At 47.9% G+C, this 23,182-nt stretch carries 13 protein-coding genes; 2 read left to right on the top strand and 11 right to left on the bottom strand.

The features are described from left to right. Window position 1: 1 nt before the first annotated feature. From D3H65_RS13185 to D3H65_RS13135, 11 genes are all read right to left on the bottom strand, one after another. Entirely contained in the window at window positions 2–2,407 is a 2,406-nt protein-coding gene (locus D3H65_RS13185) for an ABC transporter permease (RefSeq protein ID WP_119050764.1), read from the bottom strand. A 51-nt stretch (window positions 2,408–2,458) separates the two neighbouring features. Then, window positions 2,459–4,846, bottom strand: coding sequence for an ABC transporter permease (locus D3H65_RS13180; protein ID WP_119050763.1), 2,388 nt, complete (start codon window positions 4,844–4,846; stop codon window positions 2,459–2,461). A gap of 44 nt (window positions 4,847–4,890) precedes the next feature. After that, entirely contained in the window at window positions 4,891–7,302 is a 2,412-nt protein-coding gene (locus D3H65_RS13175; RefSeq protein WP_119050762.1) for an ABC transporter permease, read from the bottom strand. A gap of 38 nt (window positions 7,303–7,340) precedes the next feature. Beyond that, window positions 7,341–9,716, bottom strand: a complete 2,376-nt coding sequence (locus D3H65_RS13170; protein ID WP_119050761.1) for an ABC transporter permease — start codon at window positions 9,714–9,716, stop codon at window positions 7,341–7,343. 58 nt (window positions 9,717–9,774) lie between these two features. Further along, complete coding sequence (locus D3H65_RS13165; protein WP_119050760.1) at window positions 9,775–12,147, bottom strand: ABC transporter permease; 2,373 nt, start codon at window positions 12,145–12,147, stop codon at window positions 9,775–9,777. Between the two features lie 62 nt (window positions 12,148–12,209). Continuing rightward, window positions 12,210–14,624, bottom strand: a complete 2,415-nt coding sequence (locus D3H65_RS13160; RefSeq protein ID WP_119050759.1) for an ABC transporter permease — start codon at window positions 14,622–14,624, stop codon at window positions 12,210–12,212. A 70-nt stretch (window positions 14,625–14,694) separates the two neighbouring features. After that, window positions 14,695–14,949 carry a hypothetical protein gene (locus D3H65_RS13155; RefSeq protein WP_119050758.1) on the bottom strand — a complete coding sequence of 85 codons (255 nt, stop codon included), beginning with the start codon at window positions 14,947–14,949 and terminating at the stop codon, window positions 14,695–14,697. Between the two features lie 95 nt (window positions 14,950–15,044). Then, window positions 15,045–17,471: an ABC transporter permease gene (locus D3H65_RS13150; protein WP_119050757.1), complete on the bottom strand. Its 2,427-nt coding sequence runs from the start codon at window positions 17,469–17,471 to the stop codon at window positions 15,045–15,047. A gap of 109 nt (window positions 17,472–17,580) precedes the next feature. Next, complete coding sequence (locus D3H65_RS13145; protein WP_119050756.1) at window positions 17,581–18,258, bottom strand: ABC transporter ATP-binding protein; 678 nt, start codon at window positions 18,256–18,258, stop codon at window positions 17,581–17,583. Between the two features lie 52 nt (window positions 18,259–18,310). Beyond that, window positions 18,311–18,526: a hypothetical protein gene (locus tag D3H65_RS13140; protein ID WP_119050755.1), complete on the bottom strand. Its 216-nt coding sequence runs from the start codon at window positions 18,524–18,526 to the stop codon at window positions 18,311–18,313. A 121-nt stretch (window positions 18,527–18,647) separates the two neighbouring features. Then, window positions 18,648–19,904 carry an efflux RND transporter periplasmic adaptor subunit gene (locus tag D3H65_RS13135; RefSeq protein WP_119050754.1) on the bottom strand — a complete coding sequence of 419 codons (1,257 nt, stop codon included), beginning with the start codon at window positions 19,902–19,904 and terminating at the stop codon, window positions 18,648–18,650. A gap of 330 nt (window positions 19,905–20,234) precedes the next feature. On the opposite strand from D3H65_RS13135, the gene D3H65_RS13130 reads away from it, so the two are divergent. Both D3H65_RS13130 and D3H65_RS13125 read left to right on the top strand, forming a co-directional pair. Continuing rightward, the gene (locus D3H65_RS13130; protein WP_119050753.1) at window positions 20,235–21,596 is read left to right on the top strand and encodes a sigma-54-dependent transcriptional regulator; all 1,362 of its coding nucleotides are present in this window, start codon (window positions 20,235–20,237) and stop codon (window positions 21,594–21,596) included. Between the two features lie 123 nt (window positions 21,597–21,719). Further along, window positions 21,720–23,066, top strand: a complete 1,347-nt coding sequence (locus D3H65_RS13125; protein WP_245999739.1) for a sensor histidine kinase — start codon at window positions 21,720–21,722, stop codon at window positions 23,064–23,066. The last annotated feature ends 116 nt before the right edge of the window (window positions 23,067–23,182 follow it).

Below are 23,182 nucleotides of genomic sequence, written 5' to 3'. Positions count from 1 at the left end.
ACTATTCACTTCTCAGGTTCTTCACGGGGTTCATCAGGGCAGCTTTAATGGCCTGAAACCCTACTGTGACCAGGGTAATGGCTACTGCTAATACACCTGCCAGTACAAACATCCACCATTGTATATGGATCCTGTAGGCAAAATCTTGCAGCCAATTGTTCATGGCCCACCAGGCCAATGGGGTAGCCAGCAACAGGGCTGCCAATACGAGGTAAACAAATTCCTTCGACAACAGGGATACAATGCTGTGCATACTGGCGCCCAGCACCTTGCGAATGCTTATTTCTTTATGGCGACGTTCGGCACTGAAAGCTGCCAGTCCATACAATCCCAGGCAGGAGATGAAAATGGCCAGCAGAGAAAAGGTCCAGATCAGCGAGGCGGTTTTATGGTCTTCGCGGTACAGGTGGTCAAATTCATCATCCAGGAATTTGTACTCAAATATGGACCCTGGTACCTGGGCTTTATAGACCTGTGCAATGGCTGCCTGGGCTGCTGAAGCCTTGCCCGGTACGGTCTTGACCAGGAAGGAAAATGCATATTCAGCATCATTCTTAATCACTACCGGATCTATCTTTTCATGCATGTTCTTATAATAAAAATCTTTTACCACGCCAATCACCACGCCGGTATCGCCACGGGCTACAAAGCGTTGTCCGATCACGGGCTTGCGTATGCCCAGTTCGCGTACGGCAGTTTCATTGAGGATGGCGTTGTGCGCATCGGCTACACTGTTGGGAATAAACCAGCGTCCATCGGCCAGTTGCAGGTTTAGTATCTTGCGGAAATTGGTATCTGCACTAAAGAAAGTGATACCTGGATCAAATCCTTCCACCCTGCCGTCCCAGTCTGTGCCACCGGAGGAAAAGCTACGGTAATCCAGCACTGATCCGCCATTCATAATGGATACGTTCTCTATTCCGCTCTGTGAACGGAGGGCCTGTTCTATATTTTTGGCCAGCCCCTCTCTTTGAGGTTTCTTCATTTTCATGGCGTCGGACCAGGGAATGGAAAAAGTCAATACCTGTGATTTGTCGTATTGGTCGTTTTGCTGTTGGATGAATTGCATTTGCCGGTAGATCACAATAGTGGCCACGATCAATACAATGGATATGGTAAACTGGCATACGACCAGTGTTTTCCTAAGCGAAGTATTTTTTACCCGGAAGATGCCCGAGCCCCTGAATACGGCAATGGGTTGGAAGGACGACAGCAGTAAGGCCGGGTATATGCTGGTGAGTAGCACGCTGGCTATGAAAGTACTGCCCAGGATGGTCCATAACGGAGATGATAACAGTGGTAAGGTAAATCTTCTTTCTGTAACCTGGTTAAATAAAGGCAGGCAGAGCTTAATCACCAATAAAGTTAAGCCAAGGGACAACAGGCTTATCAATGCTGATTCCAGTACAAACTGGCCGAAGAGGTGTTTTCTGTCGGCGCCTACGATCTTGCGCACACTTACTTCCTTGAGGCGCATGGTGGCCCTGGCAGTGGTAAGGTTTACGTAATTCATGCAGGCGATCACCAGCAACACAATGCCCAATATCATAAAGATGTTCACCACCTTCCGGTTGCCATGTCCCAGTTGTGAGGATTGCAGACCTGTTTCGAAATGCATATCGCGCAGGGCTGTTAGCTGTACAGCAGTATTGTCTTGTTGCCTGTTCTTTTTGTAAATGGCCCTGAGCCTGGTGGCAGTAGTTTGTGGATTGGCCGAGGGGTTCAACCTCACGAAAGTGAGGTAGTTAAAGTTGCTCCATGTTTCATCATCCTTCAGACTTTTGGCATTGGCATGTTTGGCTGCCAGGGGGATGAACATATCATAGGCAAAACTGGAATTGGTAGGGTAATCCTTTATCACGCCCTGCACCTGGTAGTCGAGGGTATCTATATGAATGATCTTGCCTACAGCGTTTTCGGTGTCGAAATATTTCCTGGCGGCTGTAGCTGTCAATACCAGGCTAAAAGGGTGGCGGTTGAAGTTATCTGCACTGCCGCTGAGAAAATCATAGTGAAAAACTTTGAACCAGTTTGCATCGATGTAGGCTGCCGCTTTCTCTTTCACCAGCTTGTTGTTGACGGTGAGGGCAGGTCCGTTATTGGTCAGCGACCACAGGCGGGTGACCAATTGTATTCCAGGTACCTCGGCTTTTGCCTTTTCACCCAGCATATACGGGGAGGTTTCCCAGGTCCAGACGCTTGTTTTATCGACGGATAAAAGGTTCTTGATCCGGTAGATATTTTGTGCCTGGGGATGGTAATTGTCGAAACTCAATTCATTGCGTACCCACAGGAATATGAATACAGCGGCAGACATGCCGATGGTCAAGCCAAACAGATTGATAATGCTGCCTGCTTTATGCTTCAGGAGATTGCGCCAGGCTGTTTTGAAATATGTTTTGATCATGTGTGCGCTTTATGGAGGGTTATAGTTCTTATAAGGTTCGCTGTTTGTTTTCTACTCACTTCTCAGGCTCTTCACCGGATTGGACAATGCTGCTTTGATGGCCTGGAAACTCACGGTGAAAGCAGCTATCAGCAATACCAGCAATCCGGCTACGCCAAATACCAGCCAGCTTACGTTCACGCGATAAGCAAAATCTTCCAGCCATTTATTCATAGCCCACCAGGTGGCGGGTACAGTAATGGCAAAAGCAATGAGCACGAGCTTCATAAAGCCTTTTGATACGAGCAGCAGTAATTGTGCTACTGAAGCGCCCAGTACTTTACGGATACCTATTTCTTTCTGGCGCTGCTGAATAGCATGGTGCGACAATCCAAATAGTCCCATACAAGCCAGCACGATGGCAATGGCTGCAAACAGGTTCATGATCTTCCCCAGGCGGATCTCGGCATTGTACATTTTATTGTAATCCTCATCGAGGAAATGATAATCAAAAGGACGATGGGGAACCAGGGTTTTCCATTTGGCCTGGAGCGCCTGTATGGTTTGTGCCATATTATTGCCGGTTACTTTTACCAGTACATTCCTGCCCCATATTTCAGGAAACAAGACCAGGGGCTGGATGGCTAAGTGGAGGGATTGAAAATGAAAATCCTTTATTACGCCCCTTACCGTGCCCGGGCGTGTTGCGTCGAGGAACATTTTTTTGCCGATGGCTTCTGTAGGTGTCCAGCCAAGTGCTTTGGCGGCTGATTCATTGAGGATAAAATGGAAATTCCTCACGGTATCATCTTCCCGCGATATATCGGCTACATCCTGGCGAGTGAGGTTACTGCCGGCAATGAGCTCCATGCCCATCGTTTTGATATAGTCTTCATCTATCAGGTCGGCGGTTACCGACATATTATCGGTCTCGGGCATCGTAGAAGAACGCATATTGTAACCGCTCACAATGGAAGTAGGCGGATTACCCGAACGGGATACATTGACAATGCCCGGTATCGTTTTAAATTCTTCTTTAATGGTATTGAAAGATGTTAGCATTTTGCTATCCAGTGGCAATACCAATACCTGCTGGCGGTCGTAGCCCAGCTTTTTGTCCTGTATATAACGCATTTGCTGGTGTATCACGAAAGTGGCGATCACCAGGAAAACGGAAATGCCAAACTGGAAAACGATCAGTGTTTTGCGCAACCAGTTGCCGGAGCCATTTTTGTTCAGGGCACCTTTCAGTACTTTGGCAGGTATGAAGGCGGATAATACCAGGGCGGGATAGCTACCTGCGAGGAAACTGATGCAAGCCACCATAATGGCTATAAAAGCCAGTATGGCAGGAGACAGTAAGGATCGCATAGAAAGGCCGGTGCCGGCCAATTGGTTGAAAGCAGGCAATACCAGCATCACCACGAGTGCGCTGAGCAATACGGCTAAGAAGGACAGCAACAGTGATTCACCAATGAACTGGCGGAATATCTGTTGCCTCAGGGCGCCTACGGCTTTTCGGATGCCTACTTCTTTTCCGCGGTCTATGGAACGGGCGGTGCTGAGGTTGATATAGGTAAAACAGGCAATGGCCAGTATGAGCAATGCTACCCCGGTAAGGATATACAGGTAAGTGATATTGGTATTGGGCTCAAAGCTGTCAAAATCAGAATGGAGGTGTATCCTGTTGAAGGGATCGAGGATGAATTCTATGGAAGCATTGGTGCCTGCCATTTCTTTCTTCATATATGCGGACAGGCTGGTCTGCAGGGTCTTACTGGCTGCTTCGTTCTTCAGCAAGAGGAAGGTGGTGTAGTTGGCATTCCACCATGTTTTTTCCTGGTTGGCTTTCAGTGATGAGAAGGAGGCCAGGAAATCAAATTTCATCTGTGAGTTGGAGGGACAGTTCTGCATCACACCTGTTACCTCAAAAGGCACAGCATCGCCACCTACCAGTAATATTTTGCCCAGCGGGTTTTCTGCACCGAAATACTTTTGTGCAGTAGCGGTTGTTAGTATTACTTTATTGATACCAGACAATGCCTCCTTGGGATGGCCCTGCAATAATTGAAAAGAGAATACATCAAAGAAGGTCGAGTCGGCAAACATAAAGTGGTTCTCTGTAAACTGCTTATCGCCCAGGGACACTACGCGTTTGCTATCTGACATACGCACGCCTGTTTCCACCTGTGGAAATGTTCGTACAAAGACAGGCAATACCTTGGTACTGGTAACGCTTACCTTTTTGGAGTCGCCACTGGAAAACCGGTATTCCATCAATACCCGTGCAATACGGTCGCCCTTTTGCTGAAACCGGTCATAGCTGTATTCATGCTGGATATACAAACCGATCAGCAAACAACAGGAGATCCCCGTCATCAATCCCAATATGTTGATAAACGCCATGGTTTTATTCTTCCACAGATTCCGCCAGGCGGTTTTGAGATAATTCTTGATCATGATCTGTATGAGATTAGTCTATAGAATTTGGTTACACTTGTATTCTACTCACTCCTTAAACTCCTGACCGGATTCATCAATGCTGCTTTAATAGCCTGGAAACTGATGGTGAAAACGGCTATGCACAGGGCGATGATGCCGGCCATTACAAATACCCATGCATTGATATTGGTACGATAAGCAAAGTCCTGCAGCCACTTGTTCATGAACCACCAGGTAGTGGGGATGGCAATTACAAATGCGATCAGCACCAGGTACAGGAATTCTTTGGATACCAGCAACAGTACCTGTTGTACGGACGCGCCCAATACTTTCCGAACGCCAATTTCTTTGGTGCGTTGTTCTATGGTATAGGCTACCAGGCCAAACAGGCCCAGGCAGGCGATCACAATGGAAATGAGGGCAAATATGGTAAAGATCTGACCGCTCTTTTCTTCGGCTGCATACAGGGACGCAAAACGATCATCCAGGAATGTATAGCTGAATGGTGTGGCGGGGCTGAATGATTCCCACTTCTGTTTGGTATCGGCCAGGAAGCTTTTGATATCAGTAGTCTTTATTTTAGCAATAACAGATCCGCCATTGCCGCCGGGCAACATAATGAGCGGAGCGATCTTCTGTTTGGCGGAGCTGAAGTGGAAGTCCCGCACAACACCTACAATATTAAATTCCTGCCGGCCTGAGCGTACAATGGTACGGCCAATAGGGTTGCCACTGATGCCCAATTCCCGTACAGCTGTTTCGTTGATGAGTACGCCAGACGAATCGGATGGATAATCCAATGAAAAGTTCCTGCCTGCTATGATCTTCATACCCAAAGTGGGTATGTAGTTATAATCAATATTATAAATGGAGGTCTGGATCTCTTTATGGGGATCGTTCTGCTGAAGCGGTTTGGCGTAGATCTGCGTACCATTGATACGGCCTCTTACGGGAACGGAGGCGGAAATGGAAGCATTTACTATGCGGTTATCCTGTAACAAGCTTTGTTTGAATGCCGGTTCATTGTTACCCAGGCCATCATAGGTGTCCTGGATGATGAGTACCTGCTCCTTATCGTATCCCAGTTTTTGGTTTTGCATAAAATGCAATTGCCGGTACACGACGATAGTGGAAATGATGAGTGCGGTCGATACTACAAACTGGAAAACAACCAGGCTGCCGCGCAGTAAGCTCCGGCGGGGTTGTATTGACAAGGCCCCTTTTAAAACTTTGATAGGCTTAAAGGCCGACAGGAAAAAGGAGGGATAGATGCCTGCAAGGATACCGGTGAGCAGGCTTACGCCCAAAATGGTCAATAAAGAAGTGTACTGCAGGAAAAAGCGGATATCGATGTCTTTACCGGAAAGATGATTGAAGCCTGGTAATACGGCGTAGACAATGGCCAATGCGATCACCGCAGCCAGCAGGCTCAACAGGATGGATTCGGCCAGGAACTGGGCTATCAGCTGTCCCTTTAAAGAACCCATTACTTTGCGGATGCCTACTTCTTTGGAGCGTTTGCCGGCGCTGGCAGTGGAGAGGTTGGTGAAGTTGACACAGGCCAGTAATAGAATGAAAACGGCCAGGGCCCCAAAGATGTAGAGGTAATTGATGTCTCCGTTGGGCTCCAGTTCATATTTTGTATTGGAGCGCAGGTGAATATCCGTCAGGGGTTGCAGGTAAAAGCGGAAAGTGTTCACCGATTTTTGTGCTTCAGCCAGGGAAACACCCATATCGTGTTGTATTTCCGGTACAACAAATTTCGCTACCAGCTGTGGCAGTTTGGCCTCCAATTGTTTGGGGTTGGCGCCAGGTATCAGCGTGAGGTAGGTGAAGTGCGAAATATTGCTCCAGGTCTCCGTGCGTTGGCGCTGGCTCGACATGCTGATAGCTATATCAAAATGGAAATGGGAATTGCCGGGTATCTTTTCAAACACCCCGGTCACCTTATATGCCCGGCCATCTGACACCAGCAGTTTGCCGAGTGCCGATCCTTTGTCGAAATATTTAATAGCGGTAGCCCTGGAGATCACAATGGAAAAAGGATCGGTAAGTGCGGAGTTTACATTTCCTTCAGCCAGTGGAATAGAAAAGGTTTGCAGGAAGTTGGAATCAAGGAAAGCTATTTTTTCTTCCTTGAACTTTTTGTCATTGTAGTTGATGTACATATAACCTGCACCTGCATACCGGGTAACACTGGAAACTTCAGCATAGGCATTTTTGATGCCTTGTCCTACGGCCGCATCCACAATGGGAAAATCGGTGGAGCCGCCATTTTCGTCGAGGTGTAAACCCACCCGGTATATCTGGCTGGCATTGGTTGCATAACGGTCGTAGCTGAGCTCGTCATATACAAAGGCGGCGATAAGCATAAAGCAGGCCAGGCCTACAGACAGGCCAAAGACATTGATAAAGGAAAAGGCTTTATTCTTTACCACATTGCGCCAGGCGATCTTGAAATAATTCCTGAACATGGTGTTTAATGTTTATGGTTGTTATTACCAGCTATTTACTACTCACTTCTCAAACTCTTCACCGGATTGGTTAGTGCTGCTTTAATGGCCTGGAAACTGATGGTGGTCAGGGCGATAACGAGTGCTGCGATGCCCGCTACGGCAAATATCCACCAGGTTATCGGTGTTCTGTAGGCAAAGTCGTGCAGCCATTGCGTCATAAAATACCAGGCTGCCGGTGCTGCTATAAAGAATGATATAACCACCAGTTTCAGGAATTCTTTTGACAACAGGTTAACGATGCTTGGTACGGAAGCGCCCATTACTTTGCGTACCCCAATCTCTTTGGTGCGCTGCATGGTGCTGTAGGCTGCCAGACCCAGCAGGCCAAGGCAGGAGATGAAGATGGCCAGTACGGCAAAGTTGAGGAAAAGTTTTCCAAACCTTTCTTCGGCGCGGTATTGGCGATCAAACAGGTCGTCCAGGAACTGGTAGCTGTAAGGCCGGTTGGGCATGGTGCTTTTCCATTTGCTCTCAATGGCGGCGAGGGTAGCTGGTACATTGCCGGCGGCTATTTTAACCGAGGCAAGATTGCAGCCACCAGGCTCTATACGCATGGTGAGGGGTTTGATATCCTGCTGCAGGGAACGGAAATGGAAGTCTTTGATAACGCCGATGATCTTTCCTTCCCGGCCCCATTGTTTGAAGCGCCTGCCAACGGCCTCCTCCGGGGAGGAATAGCCAAACAGTTTTACTGCTGTTTCATTCATTATCATGGCCTGGGTGGTATCGGTGAGGAAATCACGCGAGAAAGCGCGGCCTGCCGCCAATTTGATATTATACAGTGGAATATAATCGAAGTCTACAAAATAGAGGTCGAGGTTGGCTACCTGGAGGTCACCTTTTTTGTTCTCAATTTCTGAATAAGCGGCCGGGTTGCCGGTACCGGGTGCACTGGAAGAAAGCGATACCGCCTTAACGGAGGGGATGCTTTTAAGCGCCTCTTTGAAGGCATCTTTGCCCTGGTCGCCGTCGGTAGAAAGGATCACCGTTTGGTCTTTGTTGAAACCAAGGTCGCGGCTGCGCATAAAGTTCATTTGGCGGTATACGATGATGGTGCCAATAATGAGGGCTATAGAAATACTGAATTGAGCCACTACCAGTCCTTTTCTCAGCAACAGGCCACGCACACCGGTAGCAAAACGGCCTTTCAGTACAATGATCGGTTTGAAGGAAGACAATACGAGGGCAGGGTAGATGCCAGCCAGCAAGCCGATGGCCACCGCTGCCAGGAACAACAGGCCTATATATTGACGGTTGCTGAATATTCCCTCACTTACCTGCTTGCCCGCAAGTTGGTTGAAGAGCGGTAGTAATAAGGCCGCGAGCCCCAGGGTGAGTAAGAAGGAGATCAGGCAAATGATCACCGATTCGCCAATGAACTGCCGGATCAATTGCGGTTTGCCGGCGCCTGCTACTTTCCGGATACCTACTTCTTTGGCGCGCTCAGTGGAACGGGCCGTCGTGAGGTTGATAAAGTTGATGCAGGCAATGAGCAGGATAAAGATGGCGATGATCGAAAAAATATACACGTTATTGATATTGCCCGACCCTCCGCGGGTAGAATACAGGTATACTTCGCGCAGCGGCTCCAGTAGAAGGGTAGCATACATCTGGCTTTGCTGCTCTTCCTTGCCATTGCGTTTTTTTATAAAGGCCGGCAATTTGGCTTCCAGCGCTTTGGCATTGGTGTGTGGTTTCAACAGGATATAGGCAGAAGAACCATAATTGCCCCATTGTCCATCCAGCCCGGGATTAAACCTTCCTGTAAGGGTACTCATGGATACCAGTATATCGGCCCTTACCTGTGAGTTCTCGGGCATATCTTCCATCACGCCTTTTACCGTAGCGGGAATGCCATCATTGGTAAACAACAAAGTTTGTCCTACGGGATTGTTCTTGCCGAAGTATTTTTTGGCAGCCGTTTCCGAAAGCACCACACTCATCTGGTCATTGAGTACTTTTTTAGGATCGCCCTGCAGGAGCCTGATGTCAAATACCTGGAAAAAGGCTGAATCGGCAAAGGCTGCATTTTCTTCCTGGAACTTGATGTCTCCTTTTCTTACGAGCATATCCTGGTTGCTGATACGCACAAAAGCTTCCACTTCGGGAAACTCATCTTTCATGTTAGGAGGTACGGCCCAGGCGGGGCCGCTGGCCTTGAGGACCTCCGATGGTGTTTTGATATCCGTTACCACCCGGTATATGCGGTCGGCCTTGGTATTAAATGCGTCGTAGGTCAATTCAAACCTAACGTAGAGGAAGATGAGGAAGCAGGCTGTCATGCCCACTGTGAGCCCCATGATGTTGATGAAGGAGAAAGCCTTGTGTTTCCACAGGTTCCTGAATGCTGTTTTGAAATAGTTTCTATACACTTTATTACGATTAGTTGTGATTGTTTACCGTTCTTTAAAACGGCTCATTGTTTGTACTCTATTCACTCCTTAAGCTCTTCACCGGGTTCATCACCGCTGCTTTGATAGCCTGGAAGCTCACTGTGAGCAATGCTATAGCCATGGCGCCAAGACCCGCTATGGTGAAAATCCACCATGATATGGAAGTGCGGTATTCATACTGTTGCAGCCACTGATGCAGCACATACCAGGCTATCGGAATAGCAATGATGCAGGATATGATGACCAGCGATAAAAAATCCTTAGACAGCAATTGCCAGATGTTCATCACGGATGCTCCCAGCACTTTGCGTACACCGATTTCCTTGGTACGTTGTTCTGCCACGAAAGAGGCCAGCCCAAACAATCCCAGACAGGAGATGAAGACGGCGAGAATGGCGAAGAAAGTGGCGAGGTTGCCTATACGTTCTTCGTCTGAGAACTTTTTGGCGTATTCCTCATCAGTGAACTTGTATTCAAACGGGCTGCCTGGATTGTATTTTTTGAATACGGGTTCCATTTTAGCGAGTGCTTCCCGTACAGGCGAGTTGGGCTTGATGCGTATGGTAATGATATTGGTCCATCCATAGTCAAGGCAAAAAACAGTAGGTCTCACGGGGGTATAGGGCGATTCCATGATCATGTCTTTTATCACGCCTATTACCACCCGGTCTTTGTCGTTCCACTTAATGACCTGGCCTACGGGGTTTTTGAATCCGGTAAGTTTTACACCGGCTTCGTTCAGTATGAGCATGCCGGTATCGGTGCCATAATTCCTGGAAAAATCGCGTCCCTCTTTTATCTGCCAGCCAATGGTCTTACCAAAATCATGCGTTACCGCTATGGTGCCAAAGAGCGGTACGGCGTTGGGATCTTTTCCCTTCCACTCGAAACCGATCTGGTTGCTCCATACGTTGGTCGCAGGACTGGATGATTCGGCCATGTTCTCTACGACGCCGGTTTGTAACAGGTCGGACCTGAGCGCGTCATAGTGACCAGACAGTTCAGGCGTATTGATATTCACAGCGATGAGCCCTTCACGGGTATAACCTACAGGGCGGCTTTTGGCATATTGAATTTGCCTGAATACAATGATGGTGCCTATGATGAGGGCAATGGATACGGTAAACTGTATTACCACCAGTATTTTGCGTGGCAACGCTGCGAAGCGCCCGGTACGGAAGGTGCCCTTCAGTACTTTCACCGGTTCAAAACGCGAGAGGTAGAAGGCGGGATAGCTGCCCGATACCAGGCCGGTAAATACAGTGAAAAGCAATGCCAGCAGCCAGAAGAGTGGATTACTCCAGGGCATGCTCATCTCTTTATCGGCGAGGCTATTGAAGAACGACAGCGATAACAGCGTAAGGCCAATGGCCAGGATGAAAGCGATGAAGGCTACGATCACAGATTCTCCGAGGAACTGTGCTATAAGCTGGCCGCGCAGAGAACCCATTGTTTTACGGATACCTACTTCCCGAGCCCGTTTTTCGCTTCTGGCGGTTGAAAGGTTCATGAAGTTGATGCAGGCCAGCAATAATACAAATACGCCAATAATGCCAAACAGCCATACAAATGTTATACGGCCGCCATCTACTTTACCATTGGTGAATTTGCTATAGAGCCGCCAATTGTCCATGGGGTGCAATACAGCATGTTCATCCCCTTCCTTTACATGCTGTTTGGCTATGTCTTTGATCTTGGCTGTCGTTTTATTAACATCAACGTGGTCGTTGAGTTGTACGAATAATTGCCAGGAATGATTGTCCCATTGGGTAAGGGAATTCTTCAGCCAGGGTTCGGTAGTGATATATTTGTCCCAGGAGATCAGGAGTTTGGTATCGAATAAAGTGGTATTGCGGGGAAGGTCTTCAAATACACCCGCTACCTTCATGTCATACTGGTTATCAAATTTCACCACCTGGCCCATGGGGTCGGTATCGCCAAAAAGCGCTTGGGCAACCGACTGGGCGAGCAAGGCAGAGGAGGGATCTTTTAAAGCATCCTGGTTACCTTTCAGCATTTTCAGGGCGAACATGGAAGGGAATTCCGGTTGTACCCACATGCCTGCCTTGTTGATCTTTTTATCGCCTACGGCGAGGATATGATCAAAATTCCAGGAAGCCAGTGATACGTTCTTAAAGTCTTTGGTATACTTAGTGCGTAATTCCATACCCAAAGGAATGGATACAGCCGAACCGGTACCCGTTTCGCCATTGAAGGTTTGCGTGGTCATCACCTGCGCCAGCCGGTCATGGCTGCTGTGGTATCGGTTGAACGACATTTCATCCCATATCCATAAGCCGATCAATAAAGCAATAGCCATTCCGGTAGCGAGACCAAGAACATTGATCAACGAATACATCTTGCCTTTCAGCAGGTTACGGAATGCGATGGTGAAATAATTTTTAAACACAGCTTGTCATTTAATTTTTTGTTTTTATTCCAATGGCCGTGAGTTGCCACCACTCACCCAATTTATTCACTCCGTAAGGCATTCACGGGATTCTTCATCGCGGCTTTCACGGATTGCAGGCTGAGTGTAATGAATGCGATCAATAGGGCGATTACGCCTGCCAGGGCAAATACCCACCAGGAAATATTGATCCGGTAGTAAAATGACTGGAGCCAGCTGTTCATGGCATACCAGGCAATGGGAGTAGCAATCACAATAGCTGCCAATACCAGCACGAGGAAGTCTTTGGATACCAGTCCCACAAGGTGCGGCACGCTGGCGCCCAGCACCTTCCGGATACCGATCTCCTTGGTGCGTTGCAGGATAACCAGCAGGGCAATGGCAAACAGACCCATGCAGGAGATGAGGATGGCCAATACGGCGCCACTCATAAATATTTTAGACAAGCGGGTTTCTTTGTTGTAGGTACGATCGGTATTCTCGTCGAGGAAGGAACCCAGGAAAGGCGCTTTGGGATTTACTTCCTTCCAGGCATTTTTGATGACTTCGATGGAGGCCGGCAGGTTATCCGGTTGGACCCGCACGAAAATGTAAGAAACCGGCCAGTTGGGCCTTACCATCATGGTCAGTGGGGCCAGCTCACGGTGCAGTGATTTGAAATGGAAATCTTTTACCACGCCCAACACCTTTAATTGGGAGCCATCGAGGTTAAGCGTTGCTGTGAGCGGATCTTTTTCGTCGAGCTGCTTAGCCATGGTCTCATTGATGAGCACACCAGCAGTGTCCATGCCATAGCTGCGGGAAAAGTCACGGCCCGAAAGCAGCTTGATGTCCATCGTTTTCAGGTAATCATAATCAATGCGCAGCCAATGTGTTCTTACCCCTTTGTTCTTATAATCGAATCCCATCATAGATGTCGTGGAAGAGCCATCCCGGCCGCGGCCTATATTCATATCGGTACCTGTAACACTTACAACACGGGATTCACGGGCAAGGCGGTCACGCATCAGGCTCAGGGCCCGCTCACTGTCCATGGTGCCGCCAATGGGCAGGCTGATCACCTGTTGCTTATTGTAGCCCAGTGGTTTGGTACGCAGGTAATTGATCTGCTGCCAAACGATCATGGTACAGATGATGAGTAAAGAAGACAATACAAACTGCACTACCATCAGGGTATTGCGCACGCGGTTTGATTTGCCCACCGGCAATTTGCCTTTTACGGTCATGATCGTATTAAATGCCGACACCATCCAGGCGGGATAACCTCCGGCAAAAAGAGTAACCAGTAAAAAGCCTCCCAATATATAAGCAATGATCAGGGGCGAACGCAACATGTCGACCGACAAGGCCTGGTAAAATACCTGTTTATAATAAGGCAATAACAGGTAAGCGATGGCAAGACCTGTTATGAGGGCAAACAAACTAACGATCAATGCTTCGCCCCAAAACTGGGTAATGAGCTGCCAGCGCCGGGCGCCCATTACTTTTCGGATACCTATTTCTTTAGAGCGTGTAAAGGAACGGGCCAGCGAGAGGTTAACAAAATTGACACAGGCAATGAATAGGATAAAGCCGCTGATGATGAGCAGCATGTAGGCATAGAACCTGCTGGCGCCTGCGCCAGTGTTGCTCTCTGTTCTGAAGTGTATATCCGTGAAGGGAATGGTTTGCAGCCTTACTAATTCGCCCGTTTTATCGGGCTGAGCGCCATCCCGTTTTAAGTTGGTAAGTTTATCGGTATAGTATTTATGGATAAAGGAAGGCGTCTGCTTTTCGAAGGTCGCCTGTTTCACATCGTCTTTCAATTGTATAAATACCTCGTGGTTGTCGGAATCCCATACGTCTTTTAATTCCTGGTAATCGTGGAAATGCTCAAACCGGGTGAGGATATCGAAAGTGAGGCTGGAGTTGTTGGGAAAATCGCTGGTTACGGCTGTTACGGTAAATGCCGACCAGGTATTGCCTGATTTCAGTTCGATGGTCTTACCGATGGGGTCTTCCTTATCAAATAACACCTGCGCACAATGGGCGGTGATCACCATATCGTTGAGCTTGCCCAGGGGGGTATTGGCATTGCCGGCTGTGATGGGGAAGGTGAACATGCGCAGGAAGTCGGGGTCTACCGTACGCACACTAAGGTCCATCTCCTTGTTGTTGTAGCGCACCATATCCGTGGCGCTGCTGCCATAGCGGGAAATGTATTTGATGGCCGGGTACTCTGCCTTTAGCGCCGGAGCAAGGGGAACCGGCATGGTAGAGCTGGTCTCATCGCCTTTGGCATGTTGCTCATGGAAATAGAGCTGATACAGATTTTTTTTGTGCTCATGAAACTGATCGTACGACAGTTCATGATAGGCTGTAAGGGAGAGGAGCAGCGACGCTGCAAATGCAATGGCCATACCGAAGATAACAATCACGGCAAACACTTTGTGTTTCCAGAGATTGCGCCATGCGATCTTGATGTAGTTGCTAAACATACTCTTTTGATTGGTTAGGTAAAGAACTTATTGACTGAGGGTGGTATGGCCAATGTAGGGTAGATGGATCTTATTTGCCGGCGTTGTCGGGAATATTGAGCGAGTCCATAATTTGTTTTGCCATGGCTTCCCGCTCTTCTTTATCCATGCCGGCTACATTGTATTCTTTTTTAAAGTCCTGTACTTTCCTGCCATCGATCCTTGCGTATACTTCTATGCGCATTACATCGCCCTGGTAGCTGACGCCTTTCTTAATAGTGGTGCCCCGGTTGCAGGCTGCCAGGGTGATCAGTATGAGAGAAATGAGGAACGTTGTCTTTTTCATATTTGTTATTTAAGCCAATAATCAATAATTATTAATTAATAATTATTGATTATTGGGTCGTTGATTAGGTTTTGAGAGGTGTCACCTCTTTAGTTTTATTCACTCCTTAAGCTCTTCACCGGGTTGGCCGTAGCCGCTTTGATCGCCTGGATACTAATCGTCACCAAAGCAATGATGACTGCAATAATACCTGCTGCCAGGAATATCCACCAGGGCATATTGCTCCGATACGCAAAATCCTGTAACCAATTGTGCATAGCATACCATGCAATGGGGAAGGCTATGACGGTAGCAATGGCCACCAGCTTCAGGAAATCCTTGGATAGCAGGGTTACAATGCTGGTAACAGAAGCGCCAATCACTTTGCGGATACCGATCTCTTTGATGCGCTGGGTGATGGCAAAGGCCGACAGGCCAAACAAGCCCAGGCAGGCAATGGCGATGGCTATACCGGCAAAGATGGTAAAGATGGTACCCTGTCTTTGTTCTGATTTATACAGATTCTCAAAACGGTCGTCCAGGAAGGTGAATTCGAAAGGCGTTTCCGGTAAGAACTGTTTCCAGGTGCTTTCGATATGCGCAATAGCCGCCGTCATATTGTTGCCGGCCACTTTTATGGATATCCTGGCATAATTGCCCTTTTCTTTCGGGATACCCATTACCAGGGGAATGATGCGCTGGTGTAGTGATTCAAAATGGAAGTCATTGAATACACCAATGATCTTTCCCCTGTCACCACCGTAGCTGAAGTTTTTGCCAATGGCCGCTTCGGCAGAAGGCAGGCCCATGGCCTGTACAGCTGCCTGGTTGACCATATAGGCAGAAGTATCCAGTCCGTAATCACGGGAGAATGCCCGTCCGGCTATCACCTTTACACCATAGGTGCTAATAAAATCCTGATCAGTAGCCAGGCCCTTGATATCACTGGTAACCGGCGCCAATGAGTCGCCCTGTTCCAGCGAAGCACCCTGGGAATCCAGCAGGCGTCCTGTGGGAATGCGGGAAGAGCGGGCAGTATTTTTAATATTGCTGTTGGTCAGTAAGGCCGTGCGGAAGGCATCGAACCGGTCGTTGAGACCATCGTTGTAAGACATCGTTACAATATGCTCCCGGTCGAAGCCCAGTGATTTCTCCTGCATATACCTGAGCTGACGGAACACCACTGCCGTACAAATGATGAGCATAATGGAAATGGAGAACTGTGCGGTTACCAGCACCTGGCGGAAAGAGATATTGGCCCCGCCTGTTTTCAAAAATCCTTTCAATACTTTCACTGGTCTGAAGGAAGACATGAACAGGGCAGGGTAGATGCCGGCAATGGTGCCTACCAGGAAGGGCGCTATCAATACCGGTAACAATATTTGCCACCGGTACAAAGCAGTGATAGAAAGCGTTTGGCCCGATAGTTTATTGAGGAAGGGTACCAACTGCCAGGTGAGCACAAAGGCCAGCAGCATGGCCATCCAGGTAATAAGGACAGACTCGCTGAGGAACTGGAAGATAAGTTCTTTTCGTTCGGCGCCTACTACCTTGCGGATGCCTATTTCGCGGGCACGCAATACAGAACGGGCGGTAGACAGGTTCATGTAGTTGATACAGGCGATCAACAATATGAACAAAGCGATGGCCGAGAATACATATACCCGTTTGATATCGCCATTCTCGTCTAATTCCGAATCGAGGTGGGAGCGTAGATGGATATCGGTGAGCTTTTGCAGATAGAGCTGCGTCCAGCGGGAAGCTTTTATCGCATCGCCGGGTTTTGACATGTGCCGGTCGAGGAATGCGGGGAACTGTGCTTCCAGTTTAGACGCATCATAGTTGGCCGGCAGCAGCATGTAAGTATAAAAAGCATTGTTGCCCCAGTTGGTGCGCAGGTTCTTTTCTCCATAAATGGTAGAATCCCTCAAAGTGTTGAAGGATACCAGCAGGTTGGGGTGGAAATGAGCATTGGAAGGTAAGGGCTTAAAGATGCCGGTGACCTTAAAACTAAACCGGTTGTCGAGCCGGATCATTTTGTTCATGGGGTCTTCCTTCCCAAAATACTTTTGTGCCAGCTCTTCCGTCAGCATTACCGAATTGGGCTCTTTCAGTGCGCTGGTTTTATTGCCGCTGCTTACCTGTACGGTGAAGAGGTCAAAGAATTGTTCATCGGCAAAAACAACCTCGGGTTCATTGAATACTTTGTCCTGGTAGCGAAGCGTCATAGTGCCTGCCGGCAGAATGCGGGTGATCTTCTCTATCTCCTTGTAATCATTTTCCAGTAAAGGGGCAAAGGGAGGCGCTACAGCGCCCAGGTGCAGGTTGGTGACACCTGTTTCGGAGCTTCGGAAGAGGCGGGTTACCCTGTAAATGCGGTCAGCCTTGTCATTATACTTGTCATAGCTTACCTCATGTAGTATATAGACAAAGATGAGTAAACAGCAGGTAAATCCTACGGTTAGGCCAAAAAGGTTCGTGAAGAAGATAAACCTGTACTTCAGCAGGCTGCGAAACGCAATCTTCAGATAATTGTAGATCATGGCTATGTATATTTTAGCTGCGAGCTATGAACTGCGAGCAAATACAGCCAGAGAGACCCTTTCGAAGCGAAGGGCTCGAAGCTCAAAGCTCGTCGCTCGAAGCTGGCTGTTAAACCATTATGTTTTCCAGCACGGCCTGTCCATCCAACATACGGATAATGCGGTGGCTGTAACGGGCATCATGCTCAGAGTGGGTAACCATCACGATGGTAGTACCTTGCTCATTGAGGTCGGTAAGCAATGCCATTACCTCATTACCGTTGGAGGAATCCAGGTTACCCGTGGGCTCATCCGCAAGGATCAGTTTGGGATTGTTTACTACTGCACGGGCTACGGCAACACGTTGTTGCTGACCACCAGACAACTGTTGTGGGTAGTGGTTGCGGCGGTGCATGATCTGCATTTTGTCGAGCGCTTCTTCCACGCGCTTTTTGCGGTCGGCCGATTTAACGCCGGTATAGATCAAGGGCAATTCTACATTTTCAAATACAGTAAGCTCATCGATCAGGTTAAAGCTTTGGAATACAAAACCGATGTTGTGCTTACGCAGGTCGGCACGTTTGCGTTCATTGAAATGGGCAATCTCCTGGCCATTGAATACAAAGCTGCCGGCATCGGGATCATCCAGCAAACCGAGGATGTTAAGCAGGGTAGACTTACCGCAGCCGGAGGGGCCCATTACGGCTACAAATTCTCCTTCCTTTACTTCAATGGATAATTTATTCAACGCCACAGTTTCTACTTCTTCTGTACGGTAGACTTTCTCGAGGTCTGTGATCTTGATCATGTTATTTGTTTTGTTTGTTTATCCGGCCATGGGCTCCGGCAAAGAATTATGACTAGTTCATAAAAATAATACTGTATCCGGGCAGGTAACCGGTGATCGATGCTTCCTGTGCACCTGCTTCCGTATTGCTCTTTTCCAATGGCAGCACTGCGCTACCTGTACAGTTTTTCAACCCATCGCAGGTACAGTTGGCGGTGTTCTTGTTGGAAGAAGCGCCCAGCGTGCAGCAAAGCAGCAGTAACAGGGCATAGGTGATCTTGATTTTCATGACGTTTGGTATTGTGAGTTGTCAGTGATATGTCCCTTTTGACGTTTAACGATTTATATATGTTACTTGGTTCTTTATCTATTTTTCAACATTCACTACTCACTATTCACCACTCACTGTGTTAGTTTTTCTTCAGCACCAGTTCCTGCATATCCCCATAGTTCTCATAGCTGGAGGTTACTACTTTATCACCGGGTTTCAAACCTTCCATTACTTCAAAGTAATCGGGACTGGAGCGGCCCAGGGTAATATTCACTTTATAGGCCGTATTGCCGTTCTCACTTACTTTAAAGATCCAGTTGCCACCCGTTTGCTGGAAGAATCCACCTTTGGCCAGGAGGATTGCTTCGGTTTCATCACTGAGCGCCAGGCGTATCTGCAGGGTTTGACCACGGCGGATACCTTTGGGCACTTCTCCTACAAACAGCATATCTACCTGGAACCGGCTGGCGGTGATCTGAGAATAAACCTTCACAATGCGCAGCTTATACGTCTTGTTGGCAAATTCGAAAGTGCCGGTCAGGTCATTGTAGATGCGGGAAAGGTAATGTTCGTCAATATCGGCCCTTACTTTGAATCCGCTTAATACGTCGATCTGACCCAGGCGCTCGCCTTTATTCTTATTTTGGCCCAGCTCGGCATCCAGTGAGGTCAACTGTCCGTCTACCGGTGAGCGCACGATCAGGTCACCTACCTTTTTGCGGGTAAGGTCCAGGGCGTTTTGTGATCCTACATAGAGCTGGCGGGCCTGGGTTATTTGCTGATTGGTGGACACTGAGTCCTGGCGCAGGATCTCGGCCGTCAGTTTTTTCTTCTGTATCTGGTAATTGTAGGCATTTTCAGACTGGCGGAATTCCTGTTCGCCGATCACTTTCTGGGCAAAGAGCTTTTTATTCAGGTTGTACACCCGCTCTGCTTCTTTCAGGCTGTTTTCTACATCTGTCATCTGGTTGAGCTTGGTGACGGTATTTTGCTGGGCATTGTTGTTGGCGATCTGCATCTGTGTGAGCAGGTTGTACACCGATGTTTCCTGGTTTACCAGGTTGAGGGCCAGGTCGGGGTTGGACAAGCGCAGGATGGGCTGGCCTTTTTTCATCACCGTGCCATCTTCTACGTACTTTTCTTCCACCCGGCCACCTTCTGTGGCGTCGAGGTAAATGGTGGTGATGGGCAGTACCACGCCATTAACAGGAATGGTTTCCTGGAAGGCGCTTTTCTTTACTTCACTGATCGTAATGCGTTCTGTATCTACATTCAGGCGTTTTTTGCCGGAGGTAAAATAAATACTGGCGGCAATCAAACCCGCCAGGGCTACGATGCCCCCGATGGTCAGTAACTTCTTGGTTGTCCATTTCTTTTTGGCAATGACTCTATCCACGGTATAAACTTTTTAGAATTTAGCTTTTTTAAAAAAAGTCATCCGGCTGGCTGATGGCCGGATGACCACAATAACAATCACATGAGAAATACCTAATTGCCGAACTATGAAAGCAACAACGTGCCAGAATGCAATGCCTATGATTTCCAGAACCTTAGCCCACTGATATGTACGAATCTGTTCGTTACCGCTACAACTACTGTCCGCTTTCGATACAGTTGGCTTTGGACCGTCTTTTTGCGTAAAAAATTGTTTGCCATGCCTTTGTATTTATGGTATAATTGTAGTTGGGTTTTGTTGCATCCAACTCAATATTTATTTTTTCCAATTATGTTACTTAAAAATGCCAGTGTTTTAATTATTGATGATGATACCGATGTTTTGACAGCCGTACGGTTGTTGTTGAAGACGGAGGCCAAAGAAGTGGTGACAGAAAAGAACCCCGAAAACCTGCGATGGCTGTTATCCAAACAAACTTTTGACGTGATCCTGCTGGACATGAACTTCACCAGCTCCATTAATACGGGCAATGAAGGGCTTTTCTGGCTCAATAAAGTGAAGGAATTCAAGTCTGAAGCGGCTGTGATCATGATCACAGCCTATGGAGATATAGACCTGGCCGTGCGTTCCCTGAAGGAAGGCGCTGCCGATTTTGTGGTGAAACCCTGGCACAATGAAAAGCTCATCATTACCATCAAGGAGGCCCTGAAAAGAAAGGGTACGGGTAAGGCCGCTGCCGGCCCGTCTATCAATAATGATTCCATCATCGGCAAGGAATTGCTGGGCGAATCGGAGATCATGCAGGATATTTTCTATAAGATCGAGAAAATTGCACCTACCGATGCCAATATTCTCATCCTGGGGGAGAATGGAACGGGTAAAGACCTGATAGCCAAGGCTATCCACCAGCAATCACTGCGTGCCGACAAGGCTTTTGTAAAGGTGGATGTAGGCGCTTTGACGGAAAGCCTGTTTGAAAGTGAACTGTTTGGTCATAAAAAAGGGGCTTTCACCGATGCCCGGGAAGACCGGGTGGGACGCTTTGAAGGAGCCAACAACGGCACCCTGTTCCTGGATGAGATCGGCAATATTTCCCTGCACCAGCAGGCCAAATTATTGAGCGTACTCCAAAACCGGCAGGTTACCCGCCTGGGAACCAACGATGCCGTTCCTATCAATATCAGGTTGATCTGTGCCACCAACGTGCCCCTGGCAGAGCTGGCCAATGAGAACCGTTTCCGGAAAGACCTTATTTACCGGATCAATACCGTTGAGATCATGGTACCACCTTTGCGCAAACGGGAAACTGATATCATTTTGCTGGCCAAACATTTCAGCCGGCTCTACAGTAATAAATACCTGAAGCCCGTGCTGGAATTTGATACCAAGGCGATGGATAAGTTGCTCCAATACCATTATCCCGGTAATATTCGCGAACTTCAATATACCATCGAAAGGGCGGTGATCATGGCCGATGGCAATGTATTGCAGTCTAGTGACCTCATCTTTTCGCCCATTGAATCCTCTGTTGTGGTAGATTCGGAGCCCGATGAACTCAAACTGAGCTCGGTGGAGAAAAATACCATTCTGCGCGTGATCGAGAAGCACAATGGCAATATCACCAAAGCGGCAAAGGAACTAGGGTTAACGAGAACAGCTTTGTACAGAAGGCTTAGTAAATATGATATTTGATGTTTCGTGTTTGAGGTCTCGTGTTTCGTGTTCTGAATGTCAGAAGTCGCTGATGAATAGCGGTTTTGACGATCAGATTGCGGAGCAACCCAAAACGCTGAACGCTAAACCCGAAACGGATTTATGATGGATTTCAGAAATATAGAATGGCGCATACTGAGCCGGGTATTTTTATTGCTGGTGAGCTTAACTGCTACGGCGTTCCTGATCGTGAACCAGCTGTTTATTTACCTGGTGATCATGTTGCCGGTGATCATTTACCAGGTGATAGAGTTTTATCGTTTTCAGCGCAAGGCGCACGATGAGCTGGACCAGTTTGTAGAGTCTGTGCACTACCGTGATTTTTCCCGCTATTTTGATGTAAAGCATGCTCCGGTGGAGTTACAGCCTCTCCGGAAAGGGTTTAATGAGATCAACTCCACCTTCAAAGTGATCAGTAAAGAAAAGGAGACACAATACCAGTACCTGCAAAAAATACTGGAACTGATCGATACCGGTATCCTGATGTTCAAGGAGGATGGGGGAGAAGTGGTGTGGATGAATGAGGCATTAAAAAGGATGTTGGCCTTGCCTTACCTCAAGACCATTCACTCCTTATCCAAGCGCGATGGTGATCTATACCGGCAGGTGCTCATCTTAAAACCCGGTGATAGCAAGATCGCTACGGCCCACCCGGATAAAAATGCAGTGAAGATATTGCTCTCAGCTACCGCCTTTCAAACCGAAGGGATCAAGTATAAACTCATTGCTTTTCAGAATGTGAATGAGGCATTGGATGAAACAGAATCCAAGGCCTGGCAAAAGCTGTTGAGTGTAATGACCCATGAGATCATGAATTCTATTGCGCCTATTTCTTCCCTGGCGGCTACTTTGAAACTGCGTTTGCAGGAATCCGTGGGGTCGATGGATAACCGGGGTGGTCAGCTGGAAGATCTTGAATTGGGCATTGATACCATCAAGAGAAGGAGTGAAGGCCTGCTGAAGTTTGCAGAGACCTACCGTAACCTCAATAAGATCACGGCGCCTAATGTAAAGAAAGTGTATGTGCGCGACCTGTTTGAGAACCTGCACCAACTGATGGAACCTACGCTGAGCCAGAAGAACATCGAGATGGAGATCATCCTCAAAGATCCCGACCTCATGCTGGAAGCTGATACCAGCCTGGTAGAACAGGTGCTCATCAACCTGGTGGTGAATGCCATGGAAGCAGTGAAGGACCAGGCCGAACCAAGAATTATTTTATCTTCTTACCTGGCCTCCAACCGTAAAACGGTGATCAAGGTGGCCGATAACGGCATCGGTATGCCGGAAGAACTCATCGATAAGATCTTCATTCCTTTTTTCAGTACCAAAAAGAGCGGCAGCGGTATTGGTCTTAGTTTGTGTAAGCAGATCATGATGCTGCATCGCGGTCATATCCACGTAAACTCGGTAGAAGGCGAGGGTACTGCGTTTGTGTTGCAATTTTAATGTGAATAGTGAATAGCGAGACGCTTTTAAATAAGGCTCAGGAAATTTTGGTGAGCGACCCTCTTTTCTTCCAAATGGGTGAACAATTGAAGCAAAGAATTGTAGATCTGCTTTGT

It is taken from the genome of Paraflavitalea soli, assembly GCF_003555545.1.
Lineage (GTDB): Bacteria > Bacteroidota > Bacteroidia > Chitinophagales > Chitinophagaceae > Paraflavitalea > Paraflavitalea soli.
The sequence above is the reverse complement of the archived record's forward strand: the minus strand, read 5'-3'. Positions and strand labels throughout refer to the sequence as shown.